This window comes from Tepidimonas ignava, assembly GCF_004342625.1.
GTDB lineage: Bacteria > Pseudomonadota > Gammaproteobacteria > Burkholderiales > Burkholderiaceae_C > Tepidimonas > Tepidimonas ignava.
This window is the reverse complement of sequence record NZ_SMAH01000012.1, coordinates 42332-57413: the sequence shown is the minus strand read 5'-3', so window position 1 is coordinate 57413 and position 15082 is coordinate 42332. Positions and strand designations below refer to the sequence as shown.

Annotated in this window: 12 protein-coding genes; 11 read left to right on the top strand and 1 reads right to left on the bottom strand. The window is 68.6% G+C overall.

Going from position 1 to position 15082, the window contains the following annotated elements; translation table 11 throughout:
- Positions 1-21: 21 nt before the first annotated feature.
- From flgF to flgL, 7 genes are read left to right on the top strand one after another with little or no spacing between them, the layout of a single operon-like run.
- Positions 22-762: a flagellar basal-body rod protein FlgF gene (flgF, locus tag EDC36_RS09840; RefSeq protein ID WP_132963086.1), complete on the top strand. Its 741-nt coding sequence runs from the start codon at positions 22-24 to the stop codon at positions 760-762.
- A gap of 29 nt (positions 763-791) precedes the next feature.
- Positions 792-1574, top strand: coding sequence for a flagellar basal-body rod protein FlgG (gene flgG, locus EDC36_RS09835; protein WP_132963085.1), 783 nt, complete (start codon positions 792-794; stop codon positions 1572-1574).
- Between the two features lie 26 nt (positions 1575-1600).
- The gene (locus EDC36_RS09830; RefSeq protein ID WP_132963084.1) at positions 1601-2290 is read left to right on the top strand and encodes a flagellar basal body L-ring protein FlgH; all 690 of its coding nucleotides are present in this window, start codon (positions 1601-1603) and stop codon (positions 2288-2290) included.
- A gap of 35 nt (positions 2291-2325) precedes the next feature.
- Positions 2326-3444, top strand: a complete 1119-nt coding sequence (locus tag EDC36_RS09825; RefSeq protein WP_132963083.1) for a flagellar basal body P-ring protein FlgI — start codon at positions 2326-2328, stop codon at positions 3442-3444.
- Positions 3445-3446: 2 nt separating this feature from the next.
- Complete coding sequence (gene flgJ / locus EDC36_RS09820) at positions 3447-4328, top strand: flagellar assembly peptidoglycan hydrolase FlgJ (protein ID WP_132963082.1); 882 nt, start codon at positions 3447-3449, stop codon at positions 4326-4328.
- Between the two features lie 20 nt (positions 4329-4348).
- A complete protein-coding gene (gene flgK, locus EDC36_RS09815) occupies positions 4349-6304 on the top strand; it encodes a flagellar hook-associated protein FlgK (RefSeq protein WP_132963081.1) in 1956 nt (651 codons plus the stop codon).
- A gap of 18 nt (positions 6305-6322) precedes the next feature.
- A complete protein-coding gene (gene flgL, locus EDC36_RS09810) occupies positions 6323-7612 on the top strand; it encodes a flagellar hook-associated protein FlgL (RefSeq protein WP_132963080.1) in 1290 nt (429 codons plus the stop codon).
- 18 nt (positions 7613-7630) lie between these two features.
- Here the strand turns inward: flgL and EDC36_RS09805 are convergent, their stop codons facing one another.
- On the bottom strand, positions 7631-9253 hold the full coding sequence (locus tag EDC36_RS09805) for a benzoate-CoA ligase family protein (protein WP_132963079.1): 1623 nt from the start codon (positions 9251-9253) through the stop codon (positions 7631-7633).
- A 272-nt stretch (positions 9254-9525) separates the two neighbouring features.
- Here EDC36_RS09805 and EDC36_RS09800 point away from each other — a divergent pair, with 272 nt between their 5' ends.
- The 4 genes from EDC36_RS09800 to boxA all read left to right on the top strand — a co-directional run bounded on the left by EDC36_RS09800 (position 9526) and on the right by boxA (position 15064).
- Positions 9526-10452: a helix-turn-helix transcriptional regulator gene (locus EDC36_RS09800; protein ID WP_390616592.1), complete on the top strand. Its 927-nt coding sequence runs from the start codon at positions 9526-9528 to the stop codon at positions 10450-10452.
- 142 nt (positions 10453-10594) lie between these two features.
- On the top strand, positions 10595-12268 hold the full coding sequence (gene boxC / locus EDC36_RS09795) for a 2,3-epoxybenzoyl-CoA dihydrolase (protein ID WP_132963077.1): 1674 nt from the start codon (positions 10595-10597) through the stop codon (positions 12266-12268).
- 66 nt (positions 12269-12334) lie between these two features.
- Entirely contained in the window at positions 12335-13762 is a 1428-nt protein-coding gene (gene boxB / locus EDC36_RS09790) for a benzoyl-CoA 2,3-epoxidase subunit BoxB (RefSeq protein WP_132963076.1), read from the top strand.
- A 9-nt stretch (positions 13763-13771) separates the two neighbouring features.
- A complete protein-coding gene (boxA, locus tag EDC36_RS09785) occupies positions 13772-15064 on the top strand; it encodes a benzoyl-CoA 2,3-epoxidase subunit BoxA (RefSeq protein ID WP_132963075.1) in 1293 nt (430 codons plus the stop codon).
- Positions 15065-15082 lie beyond the last annotated feature (18 nt).

The window sequence follows — 15082 nt, the reverse complement described above, 5'->3', positions numbered from 1 at the left end:
CGCTGACACAGGAGCCGGGGCATGGATCGGGTCATTTTCACCGCGGCGTCGGGCGCGACGGCGGCGCTGCACCGCCACCAGGTCATCGCGCACAACCTGGCCAACGTCACGACCACGGGGTTTCGCGCGGAACTGTCCACCTTCCGCGCCGTGCCGCTGCGTGGCGAGGGCTCGACCACCCGGGTGCATGCGCTCGAGGCCACGCCCGGCTACCTGGACAAACCCGGCAACCTGCAAAGCACCGGCCGCCCGTTGGACGTGGCCGCGGTGGGGCGGGCGTTTTTCGCCATCCAAGCGCTGGACGGCACCGAGGCCTACACGCGCGCGGGCGCGCTGCAGGTCAACGCGCAGGGCAATCTGGTGGGGTTCAACGGGCTGCCGATGCTCGACGCGGGTGGCGCCCCGATCCAGGTGCCCAACGACGCGCAGGTGAGCATCGCGCGTGACGGCACCGTCACCGCCAAGGTGGGCAACGAGGCGCCGCAGGTGCTGGGGCGCCTCAAGCTGGTGACGCCGCCGCAGGGGCAGCGCCTCAAACGCGGTGAGGACGGCCTGTTTCGCGCCCCGGACGGGCAGCCGCTGCCAGCGGACGAAACCGCCCGGTTGGTGGATGGCATGTTGGAGGGCTCCAACGTCGACCCCGTCGCCGCGATGGTGGACATGATCGCCGCCACGCGCCAGTACGAAGCGCAGATGCGCCTGATCCAAAACGCCGACAAAAACGACCAAACCGCCGCGCAGCTGCTCAGCGTCAACGCCTGAGGGCCGGGGCCCGTACACGGAGCATTGCCATGATCAACTCGCTGCACATCGCCAAGACCGGCATGCAGGCCCAGCAAACGCAGCTGGACGTGATTGCCCACAACCTGGCCAACGTGGCCACGGCCGGCTTCAAGCGCGGCACGGCGCTGTTCGAAGACCTGATCTACCAAAACCTGCGCCAGGTGGGGGGCAACACCGCCGACAACGCCGAGCTGCCCACCGGGTTGCAAATCGGCCTGGGTGTGCGCACGGTGGCCACAGCGCGCACCTACAGCCAGGGCAACCTGCAGCAGACCGACAACAACCTGGACGTGGCCATCAACGGCAACGGGTTTTTCCGCGTGCAACTGCCCGATGGTTCCATCGCCTACACGCGCGATGGCAGCTTCAAGCTCAACAACCAGGGCCAGATCGTCACCAACCAGGGCTACTTGCTGGTGGACACGCCCACCGTGCCGGCCAACGCACGCAGCCTGACGATTGGCAAGGATGGTCAGGTCAGCGTGGTGGTGCCGGGTCAGACCGCGCCGCAGGTCATCGGCCAGATCACACTGGCCAACTTCATCAACCCGGCCGGCCTCGAGCCGCTGGGGCAAAACCTGTTTTTGGAGTCGCAGGCCTCGGGCGCGCCCAACGAGGGCAACCCTGGCACCGAGGGCTTTGGCCAGGTGCTGCAGGGGTTTTTGGAGAGCTCCAACGTCAACGTGGTGCAGGAGCTGGTCAACATGATCCAGACGCAGCGCGCCTACGAGCTCAACTCCAAGGCGGTCACCACGTCCGATCAGATGCTGCAGCGCCTGACGCAACTGTAACGCACGCCTCCCAAGGAGCCGCCGTCATGAACGCCGCCCACCGCCTGCTCGCGCTGGCCGCCGCCGCCCTGCTGGGCGGCTGCGCCAGTCTGTCGCAAATCCCCGACGTGGACCTGGCCAAGCCGCCCGAAGACGGCATCCGCTACCCGCAGACGCGGCCCGCGGCGGGTGAGCCGCCCAGCGGCTCGCTGTACTCGGCGGTGGCGTACCGGCCGGGGTTCGAAGACCACCGCGCGCGCCTGCCAGGCGACGTGTTGACGATTCAGATCACCGAGTCGCTGTCCGCGACCCAAAGCGCCAAGACCGACGTCAGCCGCGACAGCGGCTTGAGCGCCAGCGTGTCGGCGTTTCCGTTCCTGAGCGCGGCCAACCTGGTGGACCTCAACGCCGGGGCCAAGAGCAGCAACACCTTCAAAGGCGACGGCAAGACCGAGGCCAGCAACACCTTCCGCGGCTCGATCACCGCGGTGGTCACCGAGGTGCTGCCCAACGGCCACCTGGTCGTCATCGGCGAAAAGCAAATCGGCGTCAACCAGGCGGTGGACGTGCTGCAGTTCAGCGGCACCGTGGACCCGCGCGCCATCCAGCCCGGCAACATCGTGCCCAGCACCCAGGTGGCCAACGTGCGCGTGCTGTCGCGCGGCCGCGGCGCGCCGGCCGATGCGCAGACATTTGGCTGGTTGGCGCGGTTCTTTTTGACGCTTTTGCCGTTCTAAAGTTTTTCCACAATCGGTTCACGAGGTGATGCGCGATGAACCGATCCAAGCAACTTCTGCGCCGGCTGGCGCTGCCCCTGGTGGCCTGGGCGCTGGCGTGCGCGCCGGCGCTGGCCGCCCGCGTCAAGGATGTGGCCAGCGTGCAGGGTGTGCGCAGCAACCAGCTCGTCGGCTACGGGCTGGTGGTGGGGTTGGATGGCACGGGCGACGGCAACAACGCCTACACCACCCGCAGCCTGGCCAACTTCATGCAGCAAATGGGCCTGGCGCTGCCGCAAGGGGTCACGGTGCAGCCCAAAAACGTCGCTGCGGTGATGGTGACGGCGGAGCTGCCGCCCTTTGCCCGCCCGGGGCAGACGATCGACGTCACGGTGTCGTCGGTGGGCAGCGCCAAGTCGCTGCGCGGCGGCACGCTGATCCAGACCCCGCTGCGCGGCGCCGACGGGCAGGTGTACGCGCTGGCCCAGGGTAACTTGGTGGTGGCGGGCGCGGGGGCCTCGGCCGGTGGCAGCAGCGTCACCGTTAACCACCTCAACGCGGGGCGCATCCCCAACGGCGCGTTGGTGGAGCGCACCGTGCCCACGCCGCTGCTGCTGGGCGACACCGTCACGCTGGCGCTGCGCGCCGAGGACTTCCAGACCGCCACGCGGGTGGCCGCGGCCATCAACCGCGCCATCGGGGACGGCACGGCGCAGGCGCTGGACGGCCGCACCGTGCAGGTGCGCGCCCCGCGCGACCCCAACGAGCGCGTCGCGTTCCTGGCCAGCTTGGAGGATTTGCCGGTCGAGCTGGCGGCGCCCACCGCGCGCGTGGTGTTCAACGCCCGCACCGGGTCGGTGGTGCTCAACCAGGCCGTGACGCTGGCGCCGGCGGCCATCGCGCACGGCAACCTGTCGATCAGCATCACCTCCACGCCGCAGGTGAGCCAGCCGCCGCCCTTTGCCCCGCCCGGCGCGCAAACCGTGGTCACCGAAAAGGCCGACATCCAGGTGCAGCAGGAGGGCGGCAAGCTCATCGAGGTGCAGGCCTCGGCGCAGTTGGCCGACGTGGTGCGCGCGCTCAACAAGCTCGGGGCCACGCCGGCGGACCTGCTGGCCATCTTGCAGGCGCTCAAGGCGGCCGGGGCGCTTAAAGCCGAGCTGGAGGTGATCTGACCATGGTGGCCGAGACGCGACTGTCGCTGGGCGTGCAAGACGCCGCGCGTGGGTTGGCGGCGGACGCCCGCAGCCTGGACGCGCTCAAGGCCAGCGCCGGGCGCGACCCGAAGGCGGCGCTCAAAGAAACCGCCCGTCAGTTCGAGGCGCTGTTCATGCGCGAGCTGCTCAAGTCCATGCGCGAAGCGACGATGAAAAGTGGCTTGATGGACAACGAGGGCAGCGACATGGGCACCGAGCTGCTCGACGAGCAGTGGGCGGTCAAGATGAGCGGCCTGCCCGGTGGGCTGAGCGAGATGATCGAGCGCCAGTTGCAGCAGCAGATCGACCCCGCCGCGCGGCGTGGCGCGGCGGCTTCGGCCGCGACGGCCCCAACGGCGGTGTCGGGGAGCGCGGCCGCCAACGCGACGCCGACGCAGGCTGCGTTCGTGGCGCGGCACCGCGACGTGGCGCTGCAGGTGCAGCGCGAAACCGGCATTCCGGCCGCGTTCATGATCGGGCAAGCCGCGCACGAAACCGGCTGGGGTCGCAGCGAAATCCGCGCCGCGGATGGCAGCAACTCGCACAACCTGTTCGGCATCAAGGCCACCGCCGGCTGGCAGGGCAAGGTGGCTGAGGTGCTGACCACCGAATACGTGGACGGCCAGCCGCGCAAGGTGGTGCAGCGCTTTCGCGCCTACGACAGCTACGCCGAGGCGTTTCGGGACTACGCGCGCCTCATCACCCAAAGCCCGCGCTACCAGGCCGCGGCCCGCAGCGTGCACTCGGTGCAGGCGTACGCGCAGCAGTTGCAGCAAGCCGGCTACGCCACCGACCCGCAGTACGCGGCCAAGCTCAGCCGTGTCATCAACACCACGCTGCAGTTGCAGCGCGCGTTGGGCTGACGCACCGCAGGGGTTGATCCATGAGCGCCCTCAACATCGCCACCCGCGCGCTGACCACCAACCAGGCGGTGCTGCAGGTCATCGGCCACAACATCGCCAACGCCAACACCGACGGCTACACGCGCCAGCGCGTCGAGCTCAACTCGGTGCCTGGGCAGCAACTGGGCAGCGGCTACTTTGGCAAAGGGGTGCAAATCGAAGCCGTCGTGCGCGAGGGCTACAACGCCTTTTTGACGCGCGAGTCCAACGCCAACCGCGCCGTGGCTGCCGCCGACGCCACACGGCTGCAGTACCTGCAAGGGGTCGAGTCGCTGTTTCCGCTGGGCGAGGGCAGCCTTGGCAAGCTGCTGGGCGACGCGCTCAACAGTTGGACCGACGTGGCCGCCAGCCCCAACGACAGCGCCGCGCGCCAAGTGGTGCTGGACAAGTTCGACGAATTGGCCGCGCGCATCCGCGACACGTCCGCGCGCATCACCGACATCGCCACCGGCGCGCGCCTGCAGGCCACCGAAATCACCAACGAAATCAACCGGCTGGCGCAGGCGATCGCCAACGTCAACCAGGCCATCGCCCGCGCCCAGGGTACCGGCGCCAGCCCCAATGACCTGTTGGATCAGCGTGACCGGCTCATCGCGCAGCTCAACGAGCAGGTGCAGGTGACCACGTTGCCGGCCGACGACGGCACGCTGTCGGTGTTCGTGGCGGGCAGCCTGCCGCTGGTGCTGGGCAGCACGGCCGCCGAGTTGCGGGCCACCCGCGCCGACCTGGACGGCGACCGCCAGCTCAAGCTGCAATTCGTGCAGGGGGCCAGCACCTACGACGTACCGCCCGAGTTCATCCCCGGTGGCAAGCTTAAGGGGGTGCTGGACTTCGTTAACCGCGACGTCATCCAAACCCAGGCGGAGCTGGGGCGCATGGCGTTGGCGTTGGCTGACACGCTCAACCGGCAGCAGCGCAGCGGGCTCGACCTCAACGGCGTGGCCGGGGCAGACCTGTTCAGTTACGGCGCGCTCACGGGCAAACCTGCCACGACCAACACCGGCTCGGGCTCGGTCAGCGCCTTGGTTGGCAATGCCACCGCGCTTAAGGCCGAGGACTACACCATCGAGATGACCAGCGCGACCCAAGGCCACATTCGCCGCAACAGCGATGGCTGGTACTGGAATGGCTCGACGTGGCAGGCCAGTGCCCCCGGCACGCCTTTGGCGCTGGCCTCGGGCGTGTCGGTCGATGGCTTGACCATCACCGCATCAGGCTCGGCTAGCGCGGGTGACCGGTTCGTGTTGTCGCCAGGAGCCACCGCCGCCGCGTCGTTGCAAATGGCGTTGTCGCGCCCGGCGGAGTTGGCGGCGGCCAGCCGCGTTTCGCTCTCGTTGGGCACGCCCAACGCTGGCAACGCGAGCATCGAGTCGGTTACGGCCACGGTGACGCAGGGCGCGTGGGCCATGCCCTCCTTGCCTGTGAACCTGACGTTCACGGCACCCAACACCTTTGCGTTGAGCGGTTTTTCGCCGGCATCGGTCACGTACACCCCAGGCGAGCCGATGACGTTCACCTATACGTCGGGCAGCAACACGGTCGAAGTCAAGCTCACGCTGCGTGGCCAGCCCGCCAACGGCGACGTCTTCGTGCTGGACAACACGCCCGCCATTGGGGTGGGGTTCAACGGCGGCAACGCGCAAGCCATGCTGGCGTTGCGCGACCAGGTGATGTTCGAAGGCAGCGTCAAGCTCTCGGAGGGGTACGTGGCGGTGTTTTCCAAGCTGGCCTCGCGCGTCAACGAGGCACAAACGCGCGCCACGTTTTCGCAGGCGCAGGCCGAAGACGCCGAGCAGCGCCGGGCCAACCAGGCGGGCGTCAACCTGGACGAGGAAGCGGCGCGCCTGCTGCAATTCCAGCAGGCCTACCAGGCGTCAGCCAAGTACCTGCAAACGGTGCAATCGATATTCGACACGCTCATCAGCACCTTCCGCTGATGGGTCAGGGGTCTGATCATGACGACGATCTACCGCGTGGCCACCGCCTACAGCTACGACAGCACCATCGGCCGCTTGCAGCGCCGCCAGGCGGAGCTGACCGAAGCGCAGGACCAGCTTTCATCGGGCAAGCGCGTGCGCCGCGTCAGCGACGATCCGGCGGCGGCGGCCCTGGCCGAGCGCGAGCAGGCGCGCATGCAGCGCATCCAGTCCGACCAGCGCGCGCTGGAAGCCGCCCGGCGCAACCTTGAGCTGGCCGAGAGCACCCTGGCCGACGTCGGTGACCTGTACCACCGTGCCAAAGAGCTGATCGTGCAGGGCGGCAACGGCGCGCTCAACGCCAGCGACCGGGCCACGATAGCGCAGGAGCTGCAGGGCATCCGCGAGCGCTTGTTGGCGCTGGCCAACACGCAAGACACGCTGGGTCGGCCAATGTTCATGGGGGTGGGGGTTGGCAACAGCCTGGCCAAACCCTTTCGCGAGGTGCTCACGCCGCCTGCCAACACGACCTACGGGCCCGACGGGCGTCAGGTGCTTGAGGAAGGCCTGCGCGGGCAAGCAGCCCCCACCGAAAGTACGCTGCCCACTGTCATCGATGGTTACCCGGTATTTTCCGGGCGTTTGGCCGCAACGGCCTCAGCGATTGTCGCGGCCAACCCGACCAACGCCGGTACCGCCGTGGGGTTGGATGTCCAGGTTGTCGATGCCACAGCCCTCAACACCACGCAGGTGTTCACGCTGGATGACAGCGTCCCCAACGTCGGCTCGTACACGCTGCAGTTCGATGGGGCGAATTGGTCCGTCAACGGCACCGACAAGTCCGGTGCGCCGTTTGGCCCCGTTTCGCCGATCACGGTCAACACCACTGGCGGCACGACCGAGGTTGCGTTTCAGGGCCTGAAGGTGCGCATCCAAGGCACGCCGGCTGCTGGCGACAGCTTTACCGTGACCCCAACGGTCGATACCGACATTTGGGAGAGCCTGGACCGGGCCATTGGGGCGCTCCAAAACGAGTCCGGCCATGACCTCAACCAGGAGCTTGCGGTGGTCAACCTGCACCTGCAGGCCCGCCTGGATCGGGTGCTGTCCGCCCGTGGCCAGTTGGGCGACTGGCTCAACCGCGCCGATGCGATGCAGGCCGCGCTCAAGGCGCGCGAGGACTACCACATCGAGCAGCAGTCGGAACTCACCGACCTGGACATGGTGGCGGCGATTTCGCGCTTTCAGACCCTGCAGCTGGGCTACCAAGCGGGGTTATCGGCCTACAGCCAGGTGCAGCGCCTGTCGCTGTTTCAGTACTTGGCGTGACGCGGTGCCTCGCGGCTTTCAAGCGGCCGTGCGCTGCGCTTCCCACTCGCGCAAGCGGAAGCGCTGGATCTTGCCGGTGGCGGTTTTGGGCAGTTCCGGCACGAACGCGATGGCGCGCGGGTATTTGAACGGCGCCAAGTGCTGTTTGCAGTGCGCCTGGATCTCCTCGGCGGTGGCGCTGGCGCCGGGGCGCAGCACGACGTAGGCTTTGGTTTTGGTCAGGCCGTCGGCGTCGGTGATGCCGATGACCGCGGCTTCCAGCACGGCTGGGTGGCGCACCAGCGTCGCTTCCACCTCGAACGGCGACACGTAAATGCCGCTGACTTTGAGCATATCGTCGTTGCGACCGGCGTAGATGTAGCGGCCGTGGGCGTCGCGCGTGTACTTGTCACCGGTGCGCGTCCACGCGCCCTGAAACGTCTGACGCGAGCGCTCGCGGTCGTTCCAGTACATCAGCGCCGCGCTGGGGCCGCGCACGTACAGGTCGCCGACGTCGATCGAGCCGTCGGGGTTGGGCGCCATGGGCAAGCCGTCTTCGCCGCGGATTTCCAGTTCGTAGCCGGGCACCGGCGTGCCGCTGGTGCCGTAGGCCACCGCACCAGGGCGGTTGGAGCAGTAGATGTGCAGCATCTCCGTGGAGCCAATGCCGTCGATGATGTCGACGCCGAAGTGCGCCGCCCAGCGCTCGCCGATGTCGCGCGGCAGCGCTTCGCCGGCCGACGAGCACAAGCGCAAGCCGACGTGGTGCCGCTCGGGGAGCTCGGGGTGCGCCAGCATGCCCGCGTAGCCGGTGGGGGCGCCGTAAAAAACGGTGGGCCGCCGCCCGGCCAAGGTGGGGGTGTTGCCCGTCAACCGGGCGAACACCGCGGTTGGCGTGGGGCGCTCGGCCATCAGCACGACGCTGGCGCCGACGCTGAGCGGGAAACTCAGCGCGTTGCCCAAGCCATACGCAAAGAACAGTTTGGCCGCCGAGAACACCAGGTCATGGGCTTGCAGCCCAAGCACCCCACGTCCGTACAGCTCCGCCGTCCAGTACAGGTTGGCGTGGGTGTGCACGGTGCCCTTGGGTCGGCCGGTGGAGCCGGACGAGTACAGCCAAAACGCCGGCTCGTCCCCGTGGGTGTCGGCGGCGGCGTTGGCAGGAGGGTGGGCGTCCAGCCAGGCGTCGAAGGCGTGCAGGGCCACGCCGCCGGGCTGCGCGGCGTCGGTGCTGCCACGGCTGACCACGACGCTGTGCACCTCGTGCCCGCCTTGTTGCAACGCCTGCGCCAGCGTGGGCAGCAACGCGGCGGACACCAGGGCGGCCTGCACACGCGCGTGGCGCAGCTGGTAGGCGTAGTCGTCGGCGGTCAGCAGCGTGTTGACGGCCACCGGCACCACACCGGCGTACAGGCAGCCCAGAAACGCCACCACCCAGTCGCTGCTGTCGTGCATCAGCAGCAGCACGCGTTCTTCGCGGCGCAGCCCCAGCGCGCGCAACGCTTGGGCGCAGCGGCGCACCCGCTCGTGCAGCGCGCCGTAGCTGAGCTCGCCCACGTCGTCGATCAGGGCCGGGCGCTCGGGGTGCGCGGCGTTGCGCGTCAGCAGGTGGGCGGCGAAGTTGAAGCGTTCCGGCGGGGCCGGGGGCAGGGCGGGTGGCATGGTGATGTCTCCTCGTGGTCGGGTGGCGTGGACAGCAGGTGCAGCGTGGTGCTGTTCACGCCCGGCGGTTGCGGTTATAAATGCACCATCGTGCGTGCGGTGCGACATGCACGATACTGCATGTTTGTGGCGGCTTAGGCCATTCGGGTTTTCCCGGATGGTGGGACCGCCCTCCCGACCTGGATACGATCTTGAAGCCCAACGACTTCGATCCTGCGCGCCGTCGCGCACCTGCGCCCGAGGCGCACCCCGACCCGGTGTTGCAGCTCACGCTGCCCACCGTGACCGAACCCCAGCCCGACCCCGCCGGTGGGGAGCCGCGCGTGCCCTTTCTGGTGGCGTTGGGCGAGCGCGTGCGGCTGCTGCGCGCGCGCCGTGGCATGACGCGCAAGGCCGTGGCGCTGGCGGCGGATGTGTCGGAGCGTCACCTGGCCAATCTGGAGTACGGCGCGGGCAACGCGTCGATCCTGGTGCTGCTGCAGGTGGCGCGTGCGCTGCAATGCCCGCTGGCCGAGCTGCTCGGTGACATCAGCACCAGCTCGCCGGAGTGGTTGTTGATCCGCGAGCTGCTGCAGGGCCGCGACGAAGCCGAGCTGCGCCGGGTGCGGCACAAGTTGGTCGAGCTGCTGGGCGCGCAAGGTGGGGTGGACAACGTGGGGCGGCAGGGGCGCATTGCCCTCATTGGCCTGCGTGGGGCGGGCAAGTCCACGCTGGGCCGACGCCTGGCCGAGGCGCTGGGCTACCCGTTCATCGAACTCAGCCGCGAAATCGAGCAGTTCGCCGGGTGCAGCATCAGCGAGATCCACAACCTCTACGGGGCGGCGGCGTACCGTCGCTACGAACGCCGCGCGCTGGAGGAGGCCATCCAAATCTACCCCGAGGTGGTGATCGCCACGCCAGGCGGCCTGGTGTCGGACCCGACCAACTTCAACCTGCTGCTGCAGCACTGCACGACGGTGTGGCTCAAAGCCGACCCGGCCGACCACATGCGACGCGTGGCTGAACAGGGCGACCTGCGTCCGATGGCGGCCAGCCCCGAGGCGATGGAAGACCTGCGCCGCATCCTGGCTGGGCGCTCGGCCTTTTACGCCAAGGCGGACCTGACCATCGACACCAGCGCACAGCCGCTGGAGGCCACCTTTGCCTTGCTGTTGCGCGAGGTGCAGGCCTTGCTGCACAAGGAGGCGCAGCGCGTGTGACGGCGCGCGGGATTAGGGTTTATCCCGATGGCGAGGCGATCGGTGGTGCTTGCGCGGGCTGGCAATGTGCACTATCATGCACACCAAGGATGCACGATGATGCATCTTGCGACCCCCTCCCGACCCACGCGAGCCGCCTGCCATGACCACCAACCCGCGCACCGACCCCATCGTCGACTACCAAACCCACCCAAGCCAGTACCGTCACCTGCGTCTGGAGGTGGATGGGCCCATCGCCACGCTGTCGCTCGACATCGATGAAGAAGGGGGCCTGCGCCCCGGCTACAAGCTCAAGCTCAACAGCTACGACCTGGGCGTGGACATCGAGCTGCACGACGCGCTCAACCGCATCCGCTTCGAGCACCCGCAGGTGCGCACGGTGGTGCTCACCAGCCTCAAGGACCGGGTGTTTTGCTCGGGCGCCAACATCTTCATGTTGGGCCTGTCGTCGCACGCCTGGAAAGTGAACTTTTGCAAGTTCACCAACGAAACGCGCAACGGCATGGAAGACTCCAGCCGCCATGAGGGCCTGAAGTTCCTCGCAGCGCTCAACGGCGCGTGCGCCGGTGGCGGCTACGAGCTGGCGCTGGCCTGCGACGACATCGTGCTGGTGGACGACCGCTCCAGCGCCGTGAGCCTGCCGGAGGTGCCGTTGCTGGGCGTGCTGCCGGGCACCGGTGGGCTGACACGCTTGACCGACAAGCGCCGCGTGCGCCACGACCTGGCCGATGTCTTTTGCACCAGCGTCGAAGGCGTGCGCGGCCAGCGCGCCGTCGAGTGGCGGCTGGTCGACGCCATCGCCAAGCCGGCCGTGTTTGCGCAGACGGTGCGCGAGCGCGCGCTGCGGCTGGCCGCCGGCAGCGACCGCCCGGCCGACGCGCAAGGGGTGGCGCTGCCGCCGTTGCAGCGCACCTTCAGCGATGACGGCGTGCGCTACCGGCACGTGCAGGTGGACATCGACCGCGCCCGGCGCGTGGCGACGCTGACCGTGCGTGCGCCGGACGCGGCCCTACCCACCGCGCTGGACGGCATCCTGGCCGCGGGGGCCGATTGGTGGCCGCTGGCCATGGGCCGTGAGCTGGACGACGCCATCTTGCACCTGCGCACCAACGAGCTGACCCTCGGCACCTGGGTGCTGCGCACCGAGGGCGACGCCGCGGCGGTGCTGGCCTGCGACGAGGCCCTGCAAGCGCACGCCGGGCACTGGTTCGTGCGCGCCACCACGGGCTTGCTGCGGCGCACGCTGGCGCGCCTGGATGTGTCGTCGCGCAGCTTGATCGCACTGATCGAGCCGGGCTCGTGCTTCGCCGGCACGCTGGCCGAGCTGGCCCTGGCCGCCGACCGCAGCTACATGCTGGTGTTGCCCGATGAGCCGCAGCGTGCCCCGCACCTGACGCTGCACGCCGACGCCAACTTCGGCCGCTACCCGATGGTCAACGACCGCAGCCGGCTGCAGCGCCGCTTTTACGACGAAGCCGAACCCCTGCAGGCGGCGCGTGCTGCGGCGGGCCAGCCCCTGGACGGTGATCAAGCCGCGGCGCTGGGGCTCGTGACCGCGGCGCTGGACGACATCGACTGGGCCGACGAGGTGCGCCTGGTGCTGGAGGAGCGTGCCGCCATGTCGCCCGACGCACTCACCGGTCTGGAAGCCAACCTGCGCTTTGGCGGACCGGAAACGATGGTCACGCGCATCTTCGGGCGACTGTCGGCGTGGCAGAACTGGATCTTCCAGCGGCCCAACGCCGTCGGCGACAAAGGCGCGCTCAAGGTGTACGGCAAAGGCGACAAAGCCCAGTTCGACTGGCAGCGCGTCTGAAGCGCCGCTGCTCCCCTCAGCCCCCAACCCATCCCACCCTTGCCCCCTGGTCAGCAGGAGACCCTCATGAACTCGATCAACTACAGCGACAAGATTCCCAACAACGTCAACCTGTCGGAAGACCGCACGCTGCAGCGCGCGCTGGAGCATTGGCAGCCCAACTACCTGCAATGGTGGCAGGACATGGGCCCCGAAGGCTCGCACGGCTACGAGGTGTACCTGCGCACCGCGGTCAGCGTCGACCCCCAGGGCTGGGCGCAGTTCGGCTACGTCAAAATGCCCGAGTACCGCTGGGGCATCTTCCTCAACCCGCCTGAGCCCGGGCGCAAAATCCACTTCGGCGACCACATGGGCGAAGACGCTTGGCAAGAAGTGCCGGGCGAGCACCGTGCCAACCTGCGCCGCATCATCGTCACGCAAGGCGACACCGAGCCGGCCAGCGTCGAGCAGCAACGCCACCTGGGCCTGACCTGCCCCAGCCAGTACGACCTGCGCAACCTGTTCCAGGTCAACGTCGAGGAGGGGCGCCACCTGTGGGCGATGGTGTACCTGCTGCACAAATACTTCGGGCGCGACGGTCGCGAGGAGGCCGAGGCGCTGCTGGAGCGGCGCAGCGGCGACCGCGACAACCCGCGCATCCTGGGCGCGTTCAACGAGCGCACGCCGGACTGGCTGAGCTTTTACATGTTCACCTACTTCACCGACCGTGACGGCAAGTTCCAGCTGTGCGCGCTGGCCGAATCCGGCTTCGACCCGCTGGCGCGCACCACCCGCTTCATGCTCACCGAGGAGGCGCACCACATGTTCGTCGGCGAGTCGGGCGTGTCGCGCGTCATCCAGCGCACCTGCGAGGTGATGAACCAGCTCAAGACCGATGAGCCCGACAAGGTGCGCGCTGCCGGCGTCATCGACCTGCCCACGATCCAGCGCTACCTCAACTTCCACTTCAGCGTCACGATCGACCTCTTTGGCGCCGACCAGTCCAGCAACGCCGCCACGTTCTACACCTCGGGCCTCAAGGGTCGGTTCGAAGAGGGCAAGCGCACCGACGACCACCGCCTCAAAAACGACACCTACCGCATCCTGGACGTCGTCGATGGCCGCCTGGTCGAAAAAGAGGTGCCGATGCTCAACGCCCTCAACGAAGTGCTGCGCGACGACTACATCCGCGACTCGGTGGGCGGTGTGGAGCGCTGGAACCGGGTGATCGAAAAGGCGGGCATCCCGTTCCGGCTGCAGGTGCCGCACAAAGCGTTCAACCGCAAGATCGGCACCCTGGCCGGTGTCAAGGTCAGCCCCGATGGCCGCGTCGTCAGCGAGGCCGAATGGAACGCGCGCGTCAGCGAATGGCTGCCCACCGACGAGGACCGGGCCTTCGTGGCCAGCCTGATGGGGCGCGTGGTCGAGCCGGGCAAATTCGCCAACTGGATCGCGCCGCCGGTGATGGGCATCAACCGCCAGCCGGTGAACTTCGAGTACGTGCGGTTCAACTGAGGGCCAACGATGGACGCCGCCGCCACCGTCGTGCAGCAGCACCTGATCGACCCCGAGATCTGCATTCGCTGCAACACCTGCGAGGCCACGTGCCCGATCGGGGCGATCACGCACGACGGCCGCAACTACGTCGTCGATGCGGACAAGTGCAACGCCTGCATGGCCTGCGTGCCACCGTGCCCGACCGGTGCCATCGACAACTGGCGGCTCGTGCCCCGTGGCCGGACCTACAGCGTGACCGAGCAGTTGGGGTGGGACGAACTGCCCCCACCGCTGCCCGAGGCCGAGCTGGCCAGCCTGGGGGCGGAGGCAGCGGCGCAGACCGAGGCCGTGCTGGCGCGCGCGGCGCAACCCTCGGTGGCCTCGGCGGCGTTGCAACCCGAGCCGGCCGCCCTCAGCGGCGCGACGCTGGGCGCCACCGTGCCCCCGTGGTCGGCGGCCCACCCCTACGTCAACCTGTACGGGCCGCGCGCGGCGCGCAAGTCGGTGCGCGCCACCTGCGTGGGCAACCTGCGCGTCACCGAGGTCGGCTCCGACTACGACACCCACCACATCGTGCTCGATTTTGGCGCCATGCCGTTCCCGGTGCTGGAGGGCCAGTCGATCGGCATCATCCCGCCCGGGACCGACGCCCAGGGCCGGCCGCACCACCCGCGCCAGTACTCGGTGGCCAGCCCACGCAACGGCGAACGCGCCGGCCACAACAACCTGTCGTTGACCGTCAAGCGCGTGTTGACCGACCACCAGGGCAACCCGGTGCGCGGTGTGGCCTCCAACTACCTGTGCGACCTCAAGGTGGGTGACGAAGTCGAGGTCATCGGGCCGTTCGGCAGCAGCTTCCTGATGCCCAACCACCCGCGCAGCCACATCGTGATGATCTGCACCGGTACCGGCAGCGCGCCGATGCGGGCCATGACCGAATGGCGCCGCCGTCTGCGGGCCAGCGGCAAGTTTGAAGGCGGGCGGCTGCTGCTGTTCTTCGGTGCGCGCACCCCGCAGGAGCTGCCGTACTTCGGCCCATTGCAAAAGCTGCCGCGCGACTTCATCGAGGTGCACTTCGCCTTCAGCCGCGTGCCGGGCCAACCCCGCCAGTACGTGCAAGACGCCATGCGCGCCCAGGCTGCCACGTTGGCCGAGCTGCTGCGTGATCCCGACGCCTACTTTTACGTCTGCGGCCTGCGGGCGATGGAGGAGGGTGTGCTGCTGGCGCTGCGCGACATCGCGCTCGGCGCCGGGCTGGACTGGGAGGCGCTGACGTGCCAGCTGCGCGACGAAGGGCGGCTGCACCTGGAGACGTACTGAACCGGCAAACCCCCGCTG